The organism is Flavobacterium fluviale, from assembly GCF_003312915.1.
In the GTDB taxonomy this organism is placed as follows: Bacteria; Bacteroidota; Bacteroidia; order Flavobacteriales; family Flavobacteriaceae; genus Flavobacterium; species Flavobacterium fluviale.
Genome location: NZ_CP030261.1, coordinates 4279834 through 4298385, shown reverse-complemented (window position 1 = coordinate 4298385; position 18552 = coordinate 4279834). Strand labels below are relative to the sequence as shown.

Genomic DNA, 18552 nt, shown 5'->3' with positions numbered 1-18552 from the left:
CTAAAAATTATAACAGCTGCATTTTATTAAAATTAACTTTTAGATTTATGAATAGAATTAACAAATTTAAGGTAATATTTACTTTATTTCTAACGATACTGTCTTTTAGTGTTCATAGTCAGGCGAATGTGTTTAAGGTAACTTTGGATGCTGGACACGGAGCTCATGACTTTGGAGCAGTTTACAGCGGCAGAATTGAAAAAAATATTGCTTTAGCTATTGTTTTAAAAGTGGGGAAAATTTTAGAGCTTAATCCGAACGTAAATGTAATTTATACTCGTAAAACTGATGTTTTTATTGATTTGGTAGAAAGAGCCAATATTGCAAATAGAGCCAATTCTAACATTTTTGTTTCTATTCACTGTAATGCAAATAAAAATACTGCAGCAGACGGAACGGAAACGTATGTAATGGGTTTAAGTAAGGTTGCTTCTAACCTTGAAGCAGCGAAAAAAGAGAACTCGGTAATTACTCTAGAGAAAGATTATAAACGTAAATACGAAGGTTACGACCCAAATTCTCCAGAATCAATGATAGGAATGACCTTAATGCAGGAAGAATATTTAGATAACAGTATAACACTTGCAACTAAGATTGAAGAAAATTTTGAAAAACTGGGAAAGAAACTTCGCGGAGGCGGTGTAAAACAAGCGCCATTTATGGTACTTCATAAAGCTTATATGCCAAGAGTTTTGGTTGAAACAGGTTTTGTTTCTAATCCAACGGAAGGGGATATTTTAAATTCAGAACAAGGGCAGGATGATATTGCGAGAGCAATTGCAGAGGCTGTTTTGAGCTATAAAAGAGAATACTTTGGCTCAGGAGCGCCAGAAGCTGCTGAGAGTCGGCCCGTAAGAGATACTACTCCGGCTAAACCAAAAGCAGCTGCGCCAGTTGCAGCGGTAAAAAATGCTCCAAAGGGAACATTTTTTAAAGTGCAGCTTATCGCAAGTATTAAAAAGACTCCTTTAGAACCTAAAAACTTTAAAGGTCTCAAAAATGTAACAATGATCTACGAAAATAATATTTATAAATATTTCTACGAAGAAACTTCAAGTTACGACACAGCGCAAAAATACCTGCAAGAAGCTAAAAATAAAGGGTATGGAGCAGCATTTTTAGTAGCAACTAAAGATGGAGAAAAAATCAGTATTCAGGACGCCATTAAATAAAAAGCATAAGTTCGAATATTTATATTAATTTTGTATAAACACTAAGAATTTTGAAACTAACAAGAGAAATTAAAACGGCTATATTAGTCATCGCATCGATTCTATTATTTATTTGGGGTTATAGTTTTTTAAAGGGCAGAGACCTTTTTACAAATTATAAAGTATTTTATGCTGAATATGATAATGTTGAAGATTTGTCGGCATCAGCACCAGTAACACTTAACGGACTTGCAGTTGGTAAAGTAAATAAAATTACTATTAACGAAGTAACAGGTAAATTATTAGTTGAACTTCAGCTTAAAACTGATTTTCCAGTTTCTAAATCAAGCGTCGCGGCTATCTATTCTCCGAGTTTAATTGGAGGAAAACAAATTAAAATTGTTCCAAATTTTGCTGATAAAGTATTAGCGGAAGATGGGCAGAAATTAACTTCTACCGTAGAACTTGGATTAACGGAATCTTTGGGCGGAAAAATTGAACCAATTCAACAAAAGCTAGATAAAATGCTGGTTAATATTGATGTTTTGGTTACAGGTCTAAACAATACTTTAGATAAAACTACGCAGGAAAATTTAAAGAAAACAATTGCTGAGCTGAGCCAGACGATGCAGCAGTTTCATAGAGCGTCTGGAAGTCTTAATAATATTTTAGACAACAATAAAGGCCAAATTAACAGCGCTGTTACTAACTTGAATAAAATGTCAAGTAACTTTAACAAAATTTCAGATTCTTTAAACAAAGCAGATTTAGGAAAAACAGTGCGTAATCTTAATCAAGCTTTAGCAAAAGTTGACGGTTTAATGAATAACTTAAATTCTGGTAAGGGCACAGCTGGTAAATTATTAAATGACGATGCTCTTTATAACAATTTAACAAAAACTTCAAAAGAGCTTGAATTGTTGCTTCAAGATGTGCGTCTTTATCCAACTCGTTACGTAAATGTTTCTCTTTTCGGAAAGAAAAATAAACCATACGTAGCACCAGCCGAAGAAACAAACTCAACAGATAAAAAATAATTATAAATGAGTTATTTAGATAATATTTTATTCGCAATACTTCTTATAGTAGGTTTCGGTTTTTTTGCAGCGAGCGTAAAAAAAATCATCCGAAATATTAATTTAGGAGTAGATGTAGATCGAAAAGATAATCCTAAAGCTCGTTGGACTAACATGGCATTGATTGCTCTTGGGCAGTCAAAAATGGTGAGACGCCCTGTAGCAGGAATACTTCATATCTTTGTATATGTAGGTTTCGTAATAATTAATATCGAATTATTAGAAATCATTATAGATGGACTTTTTGGAACGCATAGAATTTTCGCTCCTTATTTAGGTGTTGTTTATGATGTTTTAATTGCTTCATTTGAAATATTGGCAATATTGGTAATTTTTGCTGTTACTGTTTTTTGGATCAGAAGGAATTTTATCAGATTGAAACGATTCATACATTCAGATTTAACAGGATTTCCTAAAAGCGACGCCAATTACATTCTGTATTTTGAGACCGTTTTAATGATTTTGTTTTTATTGATGAATGCTGCCGATCTGCATTTGCAAAATGTTCCGGGAGGCGTTTTTCATAAAGCAGGAAGTTTTCCAGTAAGTCAATTTATAGCGCCGATTTTTAACGGAATGTCAAATGAATTGGTTGTACTTTTATTTGAAGTTTTCTGGTGGCTGCACATTGCTGGTATTTTAGTTTTTATGAACTATTTATACTTCTCCAAACATTTGCATATTCTTTTAGCTTTTCCAAATACCTATTTTGCAAACTTGAAACCAGAAGGTCAGTTTGATAACTTAGAGTCGGTTACAAAAGAGGTTAAGTTGATGATGGATCCAAATGCCGATCCGTTTGCGGCTGCACCGCCAGCAGATGAAAATGCTGCTCCGGCTAAATTTGGAGCAAGTGATGTTCAGGATTTAAACTGGGTTCAGTTGTTAAATGCTTATACCTGTACTGAATGCGGACGCTGTACTGCAGCTTGTCCAGCTAACCAAACAGGTAAAAAATTGTCTCCTCGTAAAATTATGATGGATACAAGAGATCGTTTAACTGAAGTTGGAAAAAATATAGATGCTAATAAAGGGGTTTTTGTTCCAGATAACAAAACGCTTTTAAATGATTATATCACTCCAGAAGAATTATGGGCTTGTACGTCTTGTAATGCTTGTGTAGAAGAGTGTCCCGTAAATATTAGTCCGTTGTCTATTATTATGGATATGCGTCGCTATTTAGTTATGGAACAAAGTGCTGCGCCAATGTCACTAAATGCCATGATGACTAATATTGAAAATAATGGTGCTCCTTGGCAGTACAGCCAGCAGGATAGATTAAACTGGAAAAACGAAAATTAAAATTTATTGTTTAATTGGTTATTTTTTAACCGTTAAACGATTTTAAATAATTTCGGTATTAGTTTTTGGTTTTCGCTCATTAGGCGATTAAGCAAATTAACAATTAACCGATTTAATAACAGAATAAGATGTCAGAAAATTTAGTAGTGCCAACAATGGCAGAAATGCTAGCCCAGGGAACACAGCCAGAAGTTTTATTCTGGGTAGGTTGCGCAGGGAGTTTTGATGATAGAGCGAAAAAAATTACTAAAGCATTTGTGCGAATATTAAATCGTACCAATGTTTCTTTTGCGGTTTTAGGTACAGAAGAAAGCTGTACTGGTGATCCTGCGAAAAGAGCTGGAAACGAATTCTTATTTCAGATGCAGGCAATGATGAATATTGAAGTTCTAAATGCCTACGAAGCAAAAAAAATTGTTACAGCTTGTCCGCATTGTTTTAATACTTTGAAAAATGAATACCCAGAATTAGGAGGTAATTATGAGGTAATTCATCATACAGAATTTTTAAAGTCATTGATTGATGAAGGCAGATTAACTGTTGAAGGCGGGCAGTTTAAAGGCAAAAAAATAACTTTCCATGATCCTTGTTATTTAGGAAGAGCCAATAAAGTTTATGAAGCTCCGAGAGATTTAATTCAGAAATTAGATGTTGAATTGGTCGAAATGAAACGTTCTAAATCAAATGGTTTATGTTGTGGAGCAGGTGGCGCACAAATGTTTAAAGATGCCGAGCCTGGAAATAAAGAAGTAAACGTTCTTCGTACAGAAGATGCGTTAGAAATAAAGCCTGATATTATTGCTGCAGGATGCCCGTTTTGTAATACGATGTTAACAGACGGAATCAAACATGCGCATAAAGAGGGCGAAGTAAAAGTAATGGACGTTGCAGAGTTAATTGCTAATGCGCAGGATTTGTAAAAAAAGGGTCTAAGATTCTAAGGTGCCAAGATGCTAAGTTTTTAACTGAACATGGAACCTTAAACTTGAATCTTAAATCTTTAAACAAATCTAAAATCAACAATCTAAAATCTAAAATTAAAAATGTATATACCTTTTGAAAATTTACCTGGTGAATCCAGAGTTTGGATTTATCAATCGAACAGAAAATTTTCTGAAGAGGAGTTTTCTGAAATCGAAACAGATTTAAAAGCTTTTGTAGAACAATGGGCCGCACACGGAACTAGTTTAGAAGCTTCTTTTTTACTAAAATACAACCGTTTTATCATATTGGCTGTTAATCAGGATGTGCAGGCAGCTACAGGTTGTTCTATCGATAGTTCGGTAGAGTTTATCCAAAGTTTGGAGAAAAAATATAATGTTGATTTGTTAGATAAAATGAACGTTACTTTTAAGCTGGGAGAACATATTGCGCATAAACCATTAATTGACTTTAAGAAGATGGTTAAAGATAAATCGGTTTCTGAGAATACGATTGTTTTTAATAATCTGGTTAACAATATCGAAGAATTTAACGAATCTTGGGAAGTTCCTGCGGCCGACAGCTGGCATAGCAGATTTTTCTAGGAAAAATTTATACTATATTTTAAAGGCATGAGACTTTGGTTTTATGCCTTTTTTTTATTTTCATTTGTTAAAATGTTTCAAGTTTCAATTTTAAGGTTTCAAGTTTCAAGTTTTGCTAAAACTTACGGATTAATCTTTGTAAAAGTTAAAAACCTTGACAAAGATCGTCGCATAACACTTCTTATGAAAACCAAAACGTCTATTCTAGCCCCGATGGGAGTGATATCCTTTTTCTTGCTTCTTTAGCAAGGAAAAGATTTAACGGACAGCGGGACTACTGGTCTTTTTTTGTATATATTGTGCTGCTTCTAAAAATATTTATTAACTAGAATTAATCTAATTTTGTCAAAAATCTAACAATTTAAAAGCTTAATTGAACGCTATTTTTGAGTATTTTCGTAGAATTAAATTTAATCCATGAAAATAGCAATTGTTTGTTATCCTACTTTTGGAGGTAGTGGTGTAGTAGCCACAGAGTTAGGTCTCGAATTAGCCAGAAGAGGACACGAAATACATTTTATCACATACAGTCAGCCCGTGAGGCTGGCACTTTTAAATCCGAATGTTCATTATCACGAAGTAAATGTTCCGGAATATCCATTGTTTCATTATCAGCCTTATGAATTGGCATTATCAAGTAAATTGGTTGATATGGTGAAGTTGTACAAAATTGAACTGCTTCACGTACATTATGCTATCCCTCACGCATATGCCGGTTATATGGCGAAACAAATGCTTAAAAACGAAGGAATTAATCTCCCTATGATTACGACGCTTCACGGTACAGATATTACTTTGGTTGGAAATCATCCTTTTTATAAACCTGCCGTAACTTTTAGTATTAATAAATCGGACTATGTGACTTCGGTTTCGCAGAGTTTGAAAGATGATACTTTGAAATTGTTTAAGATTAAGAACAAAATTAAAGTTATTCCGAATTTTATTGAGTTGGATAAGGTTAAAAAAGATCCAACTGCGCCTTGTCATCGTTATGTTATGGCAAATGAAAACGAGAGAATTATTACGCATATCAGTAACTTTAGAAAGGTAAAACGTATTCCGGATATTATTAAAATATTTTATAGTATTCAAAAAGAAATTCCTGCTAAGTTAATGATGGTGGGTGATGGACCTGAGAAAGAAAAAGCAGAGATTTTATGTCAGGAACTGGGAATTTTAGACAAGGTTATTTTCTTTGGGAACAGCCATGAAATTGATAAAATTTTGTGCATGACAGATTTATTTCTGCTTCCTTCAGAAACAGAAAGTTTTGGTTTGGCGGCTTTGGAAGCTATGGCTTGCGGTGTGCCAGTAATTTCGAGTAATTCTGGAGGTCTGCCAGAGGTAAATTTTGATGGATTTTCTGGATATTTGAGCAATGTTGGCAATGTTGAGGAAATGGCTGAAAATGCTCTTAAAATTTTAAGAGATGATAAAGTCCTCAGTCAGTTTAAGGCAAATGCATTGGAAGTGGCTAGAAAATTTGATATTAAAAACATTCTCCCTAAATATGAGGCTTTGTATCAAAAGGCGGTTGATGATTATAAATATGAAAAGCATTAATTTTTAATAAGGATAAATGAAAAAAGTAATTTCTGTTTTAGCAATTTTTGTTTTGGTTTCGTGCGGTGTTAAGAAAGTTGAAAATTCAAATGCTTTGTACGAAGTTTTAACAAAGCAATCTGACGGCGGCGGTAATATTAAGTTTTTTGAAATCTTGACTGAACCAAATGAGGTTAAGATGCTTGAAAACGATCCGCTTTTGGCTGATAAAATGAAGAATCCAAATGTTCATGATTATAATTATGTGATCTTGAATATGGGGGAGAAAAACACGAGCGGTTATTCTATTGATGTTGAAAAGGTCGAAGAAACAGATAAGAATATTATAATTACTGTAAAAGAAACCGGCCCTGCGCAGGATGCAATGACAATGCAGGTGATTTCATATCCTTACACTGTTGTGAAAATTCATTCTAAGAAAGAGATTATTATTAAGTAGTTAGTTTTTTAGTTCTTAGTTCTTAGTTCTTTAGTTCTTAGTCTTTGGTTCTTAGTTCTTAGTCCTTAGTTCTTGTGATTAGTTTAGACTTTGGTACTTAAACTTTAGTGCTTAGTCTTTGATTTATTTTAAACTAAGTGTATCCTGAGCGAAGTCGAAAGCTTAAGATATAGAAAGGGCTTCGACTTCGCTCAGCCTGACAAAAACTTTAATCAATAAAAAAAACCTGTCGCTTAAACGACAGGTTTCTTCTTACAATTATTTTTTAATTTTATTTTAGAATCTGAATTTAACACCTAAACCAACGTCAAATCCAAAATTGTCATCATCATAGTATCCTGAACCAATTTCAGGTCTAGCATCTAATGATAATGTAATTGGCACTTCACTAAATCTATATTCGATACCAATATCTCCCGCTGCAAAAACATAAGTTCCGCTGTCGTTATATCTGAAGTTATTATTGTAATAGTCATAATCCCAAGCAGCAACTCCACCACCGACACCAGCGTACCAGTTAAATCCTCCGTCGATGTTCCAAACCCATTGGTAAAGAGCAACTCCTTTGATAGCATCAACATCTCTGCTGTTTCTCCAGCCTAAATCAAATTCTAGTCTGTTTTTTTGGTTCAATCCTAATTGGTATGATACTTCTCCTCCGAATCCGTTATTGTCTCCTAAACGTAATCCTAACGCGTGTTTTGAAATTTCTTGTGATTGAGCCGTAAATGCTAATCCTAAAAGCATAAGGGCTGATAAAATGATCTTTTTCATAAAATGGTTAAATTAATTTTTTTCAAATGTATAATTACAGTCCAAGACAGAACGTATAAAATTTTTGAAAATTGTTATATAATTCACATTTTCGAAATTAGGATTCTTAAAATTGTTAAAAAAGAGACTTTTGAATAGGCTTATTTTAATATGATTGAAGATATAAGTTGAGAAGTTAAAATGTCTTCCATTTCAAACAGATTTTCTTCCTCAACAAAATTAGCTGCTTTATATGAGAATAATTTCCAGCGTTTTTTATGATATTCAAGAGCAGTCAGGTTTTCTACCCAATCTCCAGAATTAAGATATAAAGTAGAACCGTGTTTGTTTTCTTTAGTCATAATTTTTGGTTCATGGATATGACCGCAGATTACGTAATCGTAATTTTTTTCGATGGCTAAATCGGTAGCAGTAGTTTCGAAATCAGAAATAAATTTAACTGCCTTTTTTACGCTTGCTTTTATTCTTTTAGAAAAGGAGTAAGGTTCGCGTCCGAGTTTTGACAAACACCAATTTACAAATCGATTGATTAAAATTAAATAATCGTAACCTAATCCGCCAAGTTTTGCAATCCATTTTGAATGCTGTACAGAGGCATCAAAAACATCTCCGTGAAAAATCCATGCTTTTTTATCGTCTAATTCTAAAACTAATTTATCGACCAAAGCAAAATTTCCCATATTCATATCACTAAATTTCCGAAGGATTTCGTCATGATTTCCAGTAATATAAATCACTTTTGTTCCTTTAGAAGCCATTCCAATTATACGCTGAATAACTCTTAAATGTGCTTTTGGGAAGTAGGATTTACGAAACTGCCAAGCATCAATAATGTCGCCGTTTAAGACTAAAGTTTTTGGTTTAATGCTTGAAAGATAGTTGTTTAGTTCTTTTGCATGACTTCCGTAAGTTCCTAAATGGACATCAGAAAGAACGACCAATTCGACATTTCTTTTTTTCAATTTTTCTTGATTTGAAGTTTGACAAATGAAAGAAATTTTGAATGTTTTTATTTTATCAAAAGGTTATGAAAAAGCGGATAATTTTACCAAATTGTGATTTTTAATCGGTTTAATGTTTAGTTAATAATACCAGTTTTAAATTTTTTAATTTAATTCATAAAACTTACATTTGCTCAAAACAAAATACAATGGCAGGAAACAGCTACGGCACCCTATATAAAGTTACAACATTTGGAGAATCTCATGGTGAAGCTTTAGGCGGCATTATTGACGGATGCCCTCCAGGAATACAACTTGATTTTGAAGCAATTGAATTAGATATGGCTCGAAGAAAACCAGGGCAGTCGGCAATTGTTACGCAACGTAAGGAACCAGATGCAGTTCAGTTCTTATCTGGAATTTTTGAAGGAAAAACTACAGGAACTCCAATTGGGTTTATTATTCCAAATACCAATCAAAAATCTGATGATTATTCACATATAAAAGACAATTACAGACCAAGCCACGCTGATTATGTTTACGATCAGAAATATGGTTTTCGTGATTATCGCGGCGGCGGAAGAAGTTCTGCTCGAGAAACTGCAAGCAGAGTTGTTGCTGGAGCAATTGCAAAACAAATGCTTCCGGAGATTAAGTTTAATGCTTATGTTTCTTCTGTTGGACCAATTCATTTAGAAACGCCTTATCAGGAATTAGATTTTTCAAAAATTGAAAGCAATCCAGTTCGTTGTCCAGACGAAAAATCTGCAGCGATTATGGAAGAATATATTCGTGATATTCGTAAGCAAGGAGATACCGTTGGAGGTGTTGTAACTTGTGTAATCCAAAATGTTCCAGTTGGTTTAGGAGAACCGGTTTTTGATAAGCTTCATGCAGAATTAGGAAAAGCAATGCTTTCTATAAATGCTGTAAAAGGTTTTGAATACGGAAGCGGTTTCCCAGGTTCTGAAATGAAAGGAAGCGAGCATAATGATTTGTACAATCCTGACGGATCTACAAAAACAAATCTTTCTGGCGGCATTCAAGGGGGAATCAGCAACGGAATGGATATTTATTTTAGAGTAGCTTTTAAACCTGTTGCAACTATTATGCAGACTCAGGATTCATTAGATAATAAAGGTAACATTACACCAATGACCGGAAAAGGGCGTCATGATCCATGTGTAGTGCCTCGCGCAGTGCCAATCGTAGAAGCGATGGCCGCAATTGTTTTGGCAGATTTTTATTTAATCAACAAAACATATTAATAAAAGGTAAGACAGTGAGGGTCTTATATTTTAATAATTAAAAAATAATTTAATGCAAGAAGTTACAGAAACTAAAAAAAAATCATTTCTTTCAGGATTAACAGGGCAGATTATAATTGCGATGATTCTTGGAGCTATTTTGGGAATCATATTACACAATTCAATTTCGCCTGAAGCAGCACAGTCATTTAGTACTAAAATAAAAATGCTTGCAACAGTTTTTATTCGTTTGGTGCAGATGATTATTTCTCCGCTGGTTTTTACCACTTTGGTCGTAGGAATTGCAAAATTGGGAGATATTAAAACTGTTGGAAGAATTGGAGGAAAAGCTATTGGATGGTTTTTTACGGCTTCATTTATTTCTTTATTAATCGGATTGTTTTACGTTAATATTTTGCAGCCTGGTGTTGGTTTAAAGCTGGAGCATGTAGATATGGCAGCTGCTACTGAGGTAACTGGTAAAACACAAAATTTATCATTCGAGAATTTCGTTGAACATATTGTGCCAAAAAGTATTGTTGAAGCAATGGCAACAAATGAAATCCTGCAGATCGTAGTTTTTTCTATTTTCTTCGGATTGGCTGCAGCGTCTTTAGGTGAGAAAGTGAAACCAATTGTGAATGCTTTTGATAAATTGTCGCATATTGTTTTAAAAATGGTAAACTATGTAATGAACTTTGCTCCAATTGGGGTTTTTGGTGCAATTGCAGCCGTTTTTGCTATTAGAGATGCTGAAGAATTGGTAATTACGTATTTTAAATTTTTCGGATCGTTTTTAATTGGTATAAGTACATTATGGGTTCTTTTAATAGCTGTTGGTTATATTTTCTTAAAAGGAAGAATGACGGAGTTATTAAAACGTATTACAGGACCTTTGGCAATTGCTTTTGGAACAACAAGCAGTGAAGCGGTATTTCCTAAATTAACAGAAGAATTAGAAGGTTTTGGAGTAAAAGATAAAATTGTTTCTTTTATGCTGCCGCTTGGTTATTCTTTTAATCTTGACGGAAGTATGATGTACATGACTTTTGCGAGTATTTTTATTGCGCAATTTTACAATGTACATTTAGATTTAGGAACACAAATGGCTATGCTTTTAGTGTTAATGTTAACCAGTAAAGGTATTGCAGGAGTTCCAAGAGCCAGTTTGGTTGTTGTTGCAGCTACCTGCGGTATGTTTGATATTCCAATTGAAGGGATTGCGTTGATTCTTCCAATCGATCACTTTTGTGATATGTTTAGAAGTGCAACAAATGTACTTGGAAATGCATTAGCAACTTCAGTTGTAGGACAATGGGAGGAAAATCAAGAATAAAAGAATAAGAAATTTAACACTAAGAATATGATTTTTTAGTCTTAATTTCCTAAATAACAATAGAAAAGCTGTATTTTTAAATCAAATACAGCTTTTTTTTATTTTAAAGTGTATATTTGGCGAAATTAGCCGATTGATGCCCCACATACGGATTTTTTTACTCTTACTTTTTGGACTGAATTGCTGTGCCAATTCGGTAATTTCCCAATCCAATTGTAACAGAGATCCTAAAATCGATAAACTCGTAAAAAAAGCACTTATAAGCTTTAGGGAATCTAATTTTGAACAATCTTTAAAAATTTCTCGAACAGCGCTGAATGCTGCTACATTAAGTAAAGACTTCTGTCTGATTTCGCGTTCCTACAATATTATTGGAGCTAATTATAATGAACTGTCAGATATTGATAAAGCTATTTTCTTCTACAAAAAAAGCCTCTATTATGCCAATAAAACGAGTAACGATTCTTTAAAAAGCAATCTTTACAATAACTTGGGAAATATGTATTGTTTTGAAAAAAAACAATTTGATGAAGGAATCCGCTATTATAAAAAATCTGTCGCTTATAGTTTGAAAATAAACGATCTAAAAGAAGTTTACTTTACAAACGTCAATATAACTTGGGCATATTTCGATATTGAAAACTACAACCAGGGCTATCTTTTTCTAAAATATATCAATAGTACCAAAAATAAATACAGTGACGGTTCTACCGAAGTTATTGTAGATATGCTTAACGCCGTATATTTAAGTCACAAAAATAAAAATACTGCTGCAAATACCTTTTTCTTAAGTGCTATTGAGGCGGGTAAAAGATCTGGTGAAAAAACAGATTTATCGAATGTTTACTTGGAATATTCAAAATTCTTGGATAAGATTAATAAGCATAAAGAAGCTTATCAGGCATTAGTTAATCATAATAAAATTTCAGCAGAAGTTTATAATGAAAAGAAACTTAAAAAAGCTTCAATTGCTGGAATTGGTCTTGAATTGGACGAATACAAAAGGCAGATTGATAAAATCGAAAGCGAAAAAGTAGAACAGTCTCAAAGTCTTAAAAAATCAAGAATTATTGTAATTCTTTTTATTCTTATTTCTTTTATTCTATTATTTTTAATTGTTACGTTGATCAAAAATATTCGTTTTAAGAAAAAACACAATTTAGAGCTTCTTAAAGCAAAAGAAATTGCAGAAGAAGCTTCCTTGCTCAAAACTCAATTTATATCGACTATAAGCCATGAATTGCGTACTCCTTTGTACGGAGTGGTAGGGATTACCAATATGTTATTAGAAGAGCACAAAGAAATTTCGAGAAGCCAGCATTTAAGTTCACTCAAATTTTCTGCCAGATATTTATTGTCTTTGGTAAACGATATTCTTCAGATTAATAAAATTGAAGAAAATAAAATAGTACTCGAAAATCTGACATTCAATATTGCTGATGAAATAACGGTTATTAAAAATTCGCTTTCATTTCTTTCGCAAAAAAATAATAATAGAATTTCGATAGATATTGATCCTGAAATTCCAGAATATTTAATTGGGGATAAATTGCGTCTGTCTCAAATTTTAATGAATTTAGTTAGTAATGCATTAAAATTTACCAAAGACGGACAGGTTGAAATAATTGTAAAGCTAAGCAGAGTAGAGGGGAAACTGAATTTTCTGCATTTTTTAATTAAGGACAATGGTATCGGAATCGCTGTTGTCGATCAAAGTAAAATATTTGAAAAATTTGTTCAAGTTGGAAGAAAAGAATCAGATTATCAGGGAACTGGATTAGGATTGAGTATTGTAAAAAGACTTCTTGGGCTTTTTGGAAGTACAATTACTTTAGACAGTGATCTTGGTAAAGGAACCTCGTTTTCGTTTGAAATTGGTTTTGAACATGATCTGGTTAAAACAAAAAATATTATTGATGAAATTGAAGTGGATTTAACTTCAAATGAAGTTTATAGGATTTTGGTGGTTGAAGACAATTTGATCAACCAGCTGGTAACAAAAAAGATTATTGAAAAAAACAACTACATCTGCAAAGTAGTAGACGATGGTTTTGGAGCCCTCAAAATTTTAGAAGATGAGGAGTTTGATTTGATTTTGATGGATATTAATATGCCTTTAATGAACGGTTTTGAAACCACAAAAAGAATTCGCCTTTTAGGGATAGATACACCAATCGTAGCTTTGACTGCTTTTGATAAAGATGAAATTACCGATGAAGCAATTTCATCTGGAATGAATGATATTATAATTAAGCCTTTTGAACCGGTAAAATTATTTAAAATAATCAATTACCTAATAAAAGAAAAAAGCGCTGTTTAGTACCAGCGCTTTTTATTTTTCTTAGAAGTATTTGATTTTCTTGATTTGTGAGCACCTCCGCTTCTGTTAGAAGAATTTTTAGGCTTTTCTCCTGCTTCGGGACTTCCAGAATGCCATTGATAAGGGTGATCTGCAATTGTTTTTACATCAACCTTAATTAATTTCTGAATATCTTTCCAATACGGAAGTTCATCTTTTCCACAAAAAGAAATTGCAATTCCGCCATTTCCTGCACGGCCTGTACGGCCAATACGGTGAACATAAGTTTCAGGAATATTCGGCAGATCAAAATTGATTACGTATGGAAGCTGTTCAATGTCAATTCCTCTAGCGGCAATATCTGTTGCAACCAAAACACCAACTTCTTTATTTTTAAAAGCGTCTAAAACTCTTTGTCTTGCATTTTGAGATTTGTCTCCGTGAATTGCTTCTGCTGGAATGTCTTTTTTACGAAGCGCTTTAACAACATTGTCTGCACCATGCTTCGTTCTTGAAAAAACAAGAACATTTGATAAATTTTCTTCTTTAATTAAACTATAAAGTAAGTTTCTTTTTTCAGTTTTATCTACAAAATAAATGCGTTGTTCTACATTTTCGGCTGTTGATGAAACAGGAGAAACTTCTACTTTTTCTGGATCTTGTAAAAACATTTCTGCCAGTTCGCGAATTGCAATTGGCATCGTAGCAGAGAAAAGTAATGTCTGTCTGTTTTTTGGAGTCAGTTTTACGATTTTTTTGACATCATTTATAAAACCCATATCCAGCATTTGATCGGCTTCATCAAGCACAAGTGTGTGAAGATGATCTAAATCAAGGAAACCTTGTTTATGCAGGTCTAGTAAACGTCCTGGAGTCGCAACAAGAATGTCGATTCCGTTTTTTAAAGCGTCAACCTGCGGATTTTGAGATACACCTCCAAAAATCGTTAACTGTGTTAAATTGGTGTATTTGGCATAAGTGTCAAAACTTTGTCCGATTTGTACGGCTAATTCACGTGTAGGTGTAACTACAAGTGCACGAATTTGTTTGGCTTTTTTTGATGAACCAACAATTCGATGTAATTGATGTATAATTGGAATCGCAAAAGCAGCCGTTTTTCCTGTACCTGTCTGCGCGCAGCCAATTAAATCACGACCGGCTAAAACTATCGGAATAGATTTTTCCTGAATGGGTGTCGGATTTAAATAGCCTTCTTCAAATACGGCTTTTTGTATACTTTTTGAAAGTGATAAATCTTCGAATAACATATCTTAGGTATTAACTATTTTAGTTTTAAGTACTAAAATGCCGTGCAAAGATAGTTTTATTCGGTCAATCGTTTGTTTGAATTGGCGATTATTTAGGAAAAACACTTCGTTTTAGAATCAGATTTTATCTTTTAATTAATCTTTTTCGATGTTAGCTTTGATAAAATCGGTTACTAAATATCCAATTAATTTTCCAATTAAATTATTATTGGGAGCATTGTCCAAATCTGGAGCGCCTTCGCACACATGCAGATAAGCAGCGTTTTTATGTTCTGCGAAAAAAGAAACAAACTGTCTCAATTCTTCGACAGAAAAACCGCTTATTGTCATGGCACTGCTGGCAATATTTGGAATCGCATCTAAATCAATTTCAATTCCAAAAGCATCATTTTTAACAAAATCCAAAGCTGCAATCATTTCTCGATTGAAATCTTTTTCTTTTCTAATATTTACACTGTCGTAAGTATTGTATCGAACTCTGTCTTCGAGTTTTTTTATAATGTCTAAAACACTTTTTGAAGTATAATTTTCGTGTAATCCAAAAATGAAATATTTTTTTAAGAAACCTTCTTCGTATGCGTATGAAAATCCATTACCGCTGTGGCGTCCTTCGAGAATCCTAAAATCAGAATGTGCATCAAAATTAATCGCATTTACAGGTTTTCCTTTGGCTAAAGCCGCACCTTTTATGTTCCCATATGCGTTATTATGGCCGCCGCCAATAATAATTGGAGTTTTTCCAGCTTTGATGATTGTAAAAATAATATGAGAAACTTCTTTGTCAATTTTTTCTACGAGCTGACTTAATTTCGAACGATCGTCAATATCATTAAAGTCAAGATTTTCGACTTCACGCATTTCATCGGCAACATTAATCTGTCCTAAAACAATAATGTTACTTCCTTTGCAGAATCGATTGTGCTGAATATTAGCAATACTTTTTATCGCGCTCTGCCATGCAGAAGCTGCTCCAGGTCTTCCGTAATTGGCGCGTACGCCAATATCTTCGGGAATTCCTAGAAGAACATATTTAGCTTCACTGTCTTTTAAAAAACTTACTTTGTCAGTGCCCGGAGGGATGACAATCATTTTTTCTCCGAACTTTATTTCACCACTTCGATGATTTGTGACTTTTGCTAAATCATTTATAGTGAAAGGGATTAATTTTTCCATGAAAAAAATTTATTTTCCAAAAATAATATAATTGTAGAAACTTACGTTATTACCTTATATTAATTCTTAAATTTGTTATTAAAGAAAATTTTTTAAATATGGAAAACCCAAAGAACAACAATTCAAGTCTAAAGGCGATAATCGCAGTTTTAGCAGTCCTACTGATTGGTAGCTTAGTGTATATTTTTAAATTATCATCTGATACAGATGTAGTTAAAACAGAACTTACAACAACTTTAACAGAGAAAGAATCTGTTATGAAAGATTTGCAAGAGCTGAAAGCGACTTATGATGCTGCAATTGCGGAAAACACTTCTATGTCTGACGAATTAATCCAAGAGAGAGATAAAGTAGTTGCTTTAATGGATGATTTAAACAAGTCTAAAGGAGATGTTTCTAAATACAGATCTCAAGTGCAGGCAATGCAAAGCAAAATGAAAACTTTAGTTGCTGAAAATGATGAGTTGAAAAAACAAAATGGTGTTTTAACTACTCAGAGAGATAGTACTATTGTAGTTCTAGGAGAATCTAAGAAATATAACGAAGTATTAGTTGGTCAAAACGAAGAATTGGCTAAAACAGTAGAAAAAGGAGCGAAGTTATCAGTATTGAATACAAAAACTTCAGCATACAAATTAAGAAGCTCTGGTAAACAAATTGAAACAGACAAAGCAAGTCGCGCTGATGTTTTAAAAGTTAGTTTTACAATTGCTGAAAATCAAATTGCAAAATCTGGAGATAAAACGTACTATGTACAAGTTATCGATGCTAAAAACAATGTTTTAGGCGAAAAGAAAACAGAAAGTTTTGGTGATAATTCATTGACTTACAGTTTTAAAACTACTGTGAAATATGAAAATAAAACGGTACAAGTAAGTGAAGATCTTCCAGGTAAAGATTTTGCTAAAGGAACTTACTTTATCAATGTTTTTGATAATGACGAATTAGTTTCTAAAACTAGTTTCAGTTTAAGATAATCTGCCAAAGGGATACAATACCACTTAGATATTAAAGGTCTGTGATTTTTCACAGGCCTTTTTTTATGGGTTAATTTGAATGCTTTTGCCGCTGTTTGGAAAACGATGCGTTTCCCGTAGCTGAAACTACGGGTTATGCTTGAATAATCTATTTTTGTAAAAAGAATAATTGTTTGTTATAGAATTTTACCTTCAACAAAAACAGATTCTATAAGATTGCTTCCAAAAGCATAAGGAATTTGGTAATAAGAAGAAATGGGTTTTGTTAGAATCAGATTGGCTTTTTTGCCTTTTGTAATACTTCCATGCGTTTCTGAAAGTCCCATTGCATAAGCACCGTTTATTGTTGCAGCATTAATTGCTTCTTCTGGTGTCATTTTCATCTTGATGCAAGCCGTGGCAACCACAAAATTCATGTTTCCAGATGGAGTAGAACCCGGATTGAAATCTGTTGCTAAAGCCAAAGGTAGACCTGCTTTAATCATTTCACGTGCGGGTGTGTACGGAATGCTTAAAAAATAAGAACAAGACGGTAAGGCTACAGGCATTGTTTCGGTGTCTTTTAAAGCATCAATATCTTCGGATGTCATAACTTCAAGATGATCAACAGAAAGAGCTTTAAATTTAACGCCAGCTTGAATACCGCCAATAGAATTGAATTGATTAACGTGGATTTTTGGCTTTAAGCCGAAATCAATTCCTGCCTGCATAATTTTTTCGGTTTCTTCTACAGAAAAGTAACCGCTTTCGCAGAAAACATCTACATAGTGTGCGAGTTTATTTTTAGCGATTTCGGGAATCATTTTGGTGATGATTTCTTCGATATAACCTGCTTTGTTTTCTTTGTAATGCGTGGGAAAAGCATGTGCTCCTAGAAATGTAGCTTTAATAGAAATTGGATAATTTTCAGCGAGTTTTTTAATGACACGAAGCATTTTCAATTCTCCTTCAATAGTTAATCCATATCCAGATTTGATTTCAACAGCACCAGTTCCTAAATGCATAACTTCTTCTAGACGTAGTTTTGACTGTTCGTAAATTTCTTCCTCAGAAGTTTCGTTGAGTTTTTTAGCCGAATTTAAAATACCGCCTCCGCGATTTGCTATTTCTTCATACGAAAGTCCGTTAATGCGGTCCACAAATTCTTGTTCGCGATTTCCTGCGTAAACAATATGCGTGTGGCTGTCGCACCAAGAAGGAAGAACTACTTTTCCGGCGGCATCAATTGTTTTGTCGGCATTTATTTTCGGGAGATTATCCATTGAGCCGAAATCTTCAATTAAATTGTTTTTTAATACTAAAAAAGCGTTTTTAATTGTTGGAAGTTTAGCCATTTCAGAACCTGAAACTTTACTAATTGAGGTTTCACGGACTTGCAGCAGTTCTTGTATGTTTGTGATTAAAGTGATCATTAAATGAAATGTTATAAAACACAAATTTCACAAATTATCACTAATAATTAGTGTAATCTGTGAAATTT

General features: G+C 33.4%; 16 protein-coding genes. 11 read left to right on the top strand and 5 right to left on the bottom strand.

The window, feature by feature from the left end; genetic code table 11:
* Positions 1-47 precede the first annotated feature (47 nt).
* The 7 genes from HYN86_RS18525 (at position 48) to HYN86_RS18490 (ending at position 7057) form a co-directional block, all read left to right on the top strand.
* The gene (locus HYN86_RS18525; protein ID WP_113679999.1) at positions 48-1172 is read left to right on the top strand and encodes an N-acetylmuramoyl-L-alanine amidase family protein; all 1125 of its coding nucleotides are present in this window, start codon (positions 48-50) and stop codon (positions 1170-1172) included.
* A 50-nt stretch (positions 1173-1222) separates the two neighbouring features.
* On the top strand, positions 1223-2188 hold the full coding sequence (locus HYN86_RS18520; protein WP_113679390.1) for an MlaD family protein: 966 nt from the start codon (positions 1223-1225) through the stop codon (positions 2186-2188).
* A gap of 6 nt (positions 2189-2194) precedes the next feature.
* Complete coding sequence (locus tag HYN86_RS18515) at positions 2195-3529, top strand: (Fe-S)-binding protein (RefSeq protein ID WP_113679389.1); 1335 nt, start codon at positions 2195-2197, stop codon at positions 3527-3529.
* Positions 3530-3657: 128 nt separating this feature from the next.
* Positions 3658-4449: a (Fe-S)-binding protein gene (locus HYN86_RS18510; RefSeq protein ID WP_113679388.1), complete on the top strand. Its 792-nt coding sequence runs from the start codon at positions 3658-3660 to the stop codon at positions 4447-4449.
* A gap of 123 nt (positions 4450-4572) precedes the next feature.
* Entirely contained in the window at positions 4573-5055 is a 483-nt protein-coding gene (locus tag HYN86_RS18505; RefSeq protein ID WP_057116491.1) for a hypothetical protein, read from the top strand.
* Positions 5056-5472: 417 nt separating this feature from the next.
* Positions 5473-6618 carry an N-acetyl-alpha-D-glucosaminyl L-malate synthase BshA gene (gene bshA / locus HYN86_RS18495; RefSeq protein ID WP_113679386.1) on the top strand — a complete coding sequence of 382 codons (1146 nt, stop codon included), beginning with the start codon at positions 5473-5475 and terminating at the stop codon, positions 6616-6618.
* 16 nt (positions 6619-6634) lie between these two features.
* Complete coding sequence (locus HYN86_RS18490) at positions 6635-7057, top strand: protease complex subunit PrcB family protein (RefSeq protein ID WP_113679385.1); 423 nt, start codon at positions 6635-6637, stop codon at positions 7055-7057.
* A 276-nt stretch (positions 7058-7333) separates the two neighbouring features.
* Here HYN86_RS18490 and HYN86_RS18485 read toward each other — a convergent pair whose 3' ends face one another.
* Complete coding sequence (locus HYN86_RS18485; RefSeq protein WP_057116488.1) at positions 7334-7831, bottom strand: hypothetical protein; 498 nt, start codon at positions 7829-7831, stop codon at positions 7334-7336.
* Positions 7832-7971: 140 nt separating this feature from the next.
* Positions 7972-8793, bottom strand: a complete 822-nt coding sequence (locus HYN86_RS18480) for a UDP-2,3-diacylglucosamine diphosphatase (RefSeq protein ID WP_113679384.1) — start codon at positions 8791-8793, stop codon at positions 7972-7974.
* A gap of 188 nt (positions 8794-8981) precedes the next feature.
* Between HYN86_RS18480 and aroC the strand changes: the two genes are divergently transcribed.
* The 3 genes from aroC to HYN86_RS18465 all read left to right on the top strand — a co-directional run bounded on the left by aroC (position 8982) and on the right by HYN86_RS18465 (position 13675).
* Positions 8982-10040: a chorismate synthase gene (gene aroC / locus HYN86_RS18475; RefSeq protein ID WP_113679383.1), complete on the top strand. Its 1059-nt coding sequence runs from the start codon at positions 8982-8984 to the stop codon at positions 10038-10040.
* 52 nt (positions 10041-10092) lie between these two features.
* Entirely contained in the window at positions 10093-11355 is a 1263-nt protein-coding gene (locus HYN86_RS18470) for a dicarboxylate/amino acid:cation symporter (RefSeq protein ID WP_113679382.1), read from the top strand.
* Between the two features lie 136 nt (positions 11356-11491).
* Positions 11492-13675 carry a response regulator gene (locus tag HYN86_RS18465; protein ID WP_113679381.1) on the top strand — a complete coding sequence of 728 codons (2184 nt, stop codon included), beginning with the start codon at positions 11492-11494 and terminating at the stop codon, positions 13673-13675.
* Here HYN86_RS18465 and HYN86_RS18460 read toward each other — a convergent pair.
* A complete protein-coding gene (locus HYN86_RS18460; RefSeq protein WP_113679380.1) occupies positions 13672-14922 on the bottom strand; it encodes a DEAD/DEAH box helicase in 1251 nt (416 codons plus the stop codon). The two genes, HYN86_RS18465 and HYN86_RS18460, sit on opposite strands and share 4 nt — an antisense overlap.
* 135 nt (positions 14923-15057) lie before the next feature.
* Positions 15058-16095 (bottom strand): formimidoylglutamase, encoded by a 1038-nt coding sequence (locus tag HYN86_RS18455; protein WP_113679379.1) that lies wholly within the window; start codon positions 16093-16095, stop codon positions 15058-15060.
* 98 nt (positions 16096-16193) lie between these two features.
* Here HYN86_RS18455 and HYN86_RS18450 point away from each other — a divergent pair, with 98 nt between their 5' ends.
* Entirely contained in the window at positions 16194-17072 is an 879-nt protein-coding gene (locus HYN86_RS18450) for a hypothetical protein (protein ID WP_095954360.1), read from the top strand.
* 176 nt (positions 17073-17248) lie between these two features.
* Here HYN86_RS18450 and hutI read toward each other — a convergent pair whose 3' ends face one another.
* Positions 17249-18484 carry an imidazolonepropionase gene (gene hutI, locus HYN86_RS18445; protein WP_113679378.1) on the bottom strand — a complete coding sequence of 412 codons (1236 nt, stop codon included), beginning with the start codon at positions 18482-18484 and terminating at the stop codon, positions 17249-17251.
* Positions 18485-18552: the final 68 nt, after the last annotated feature.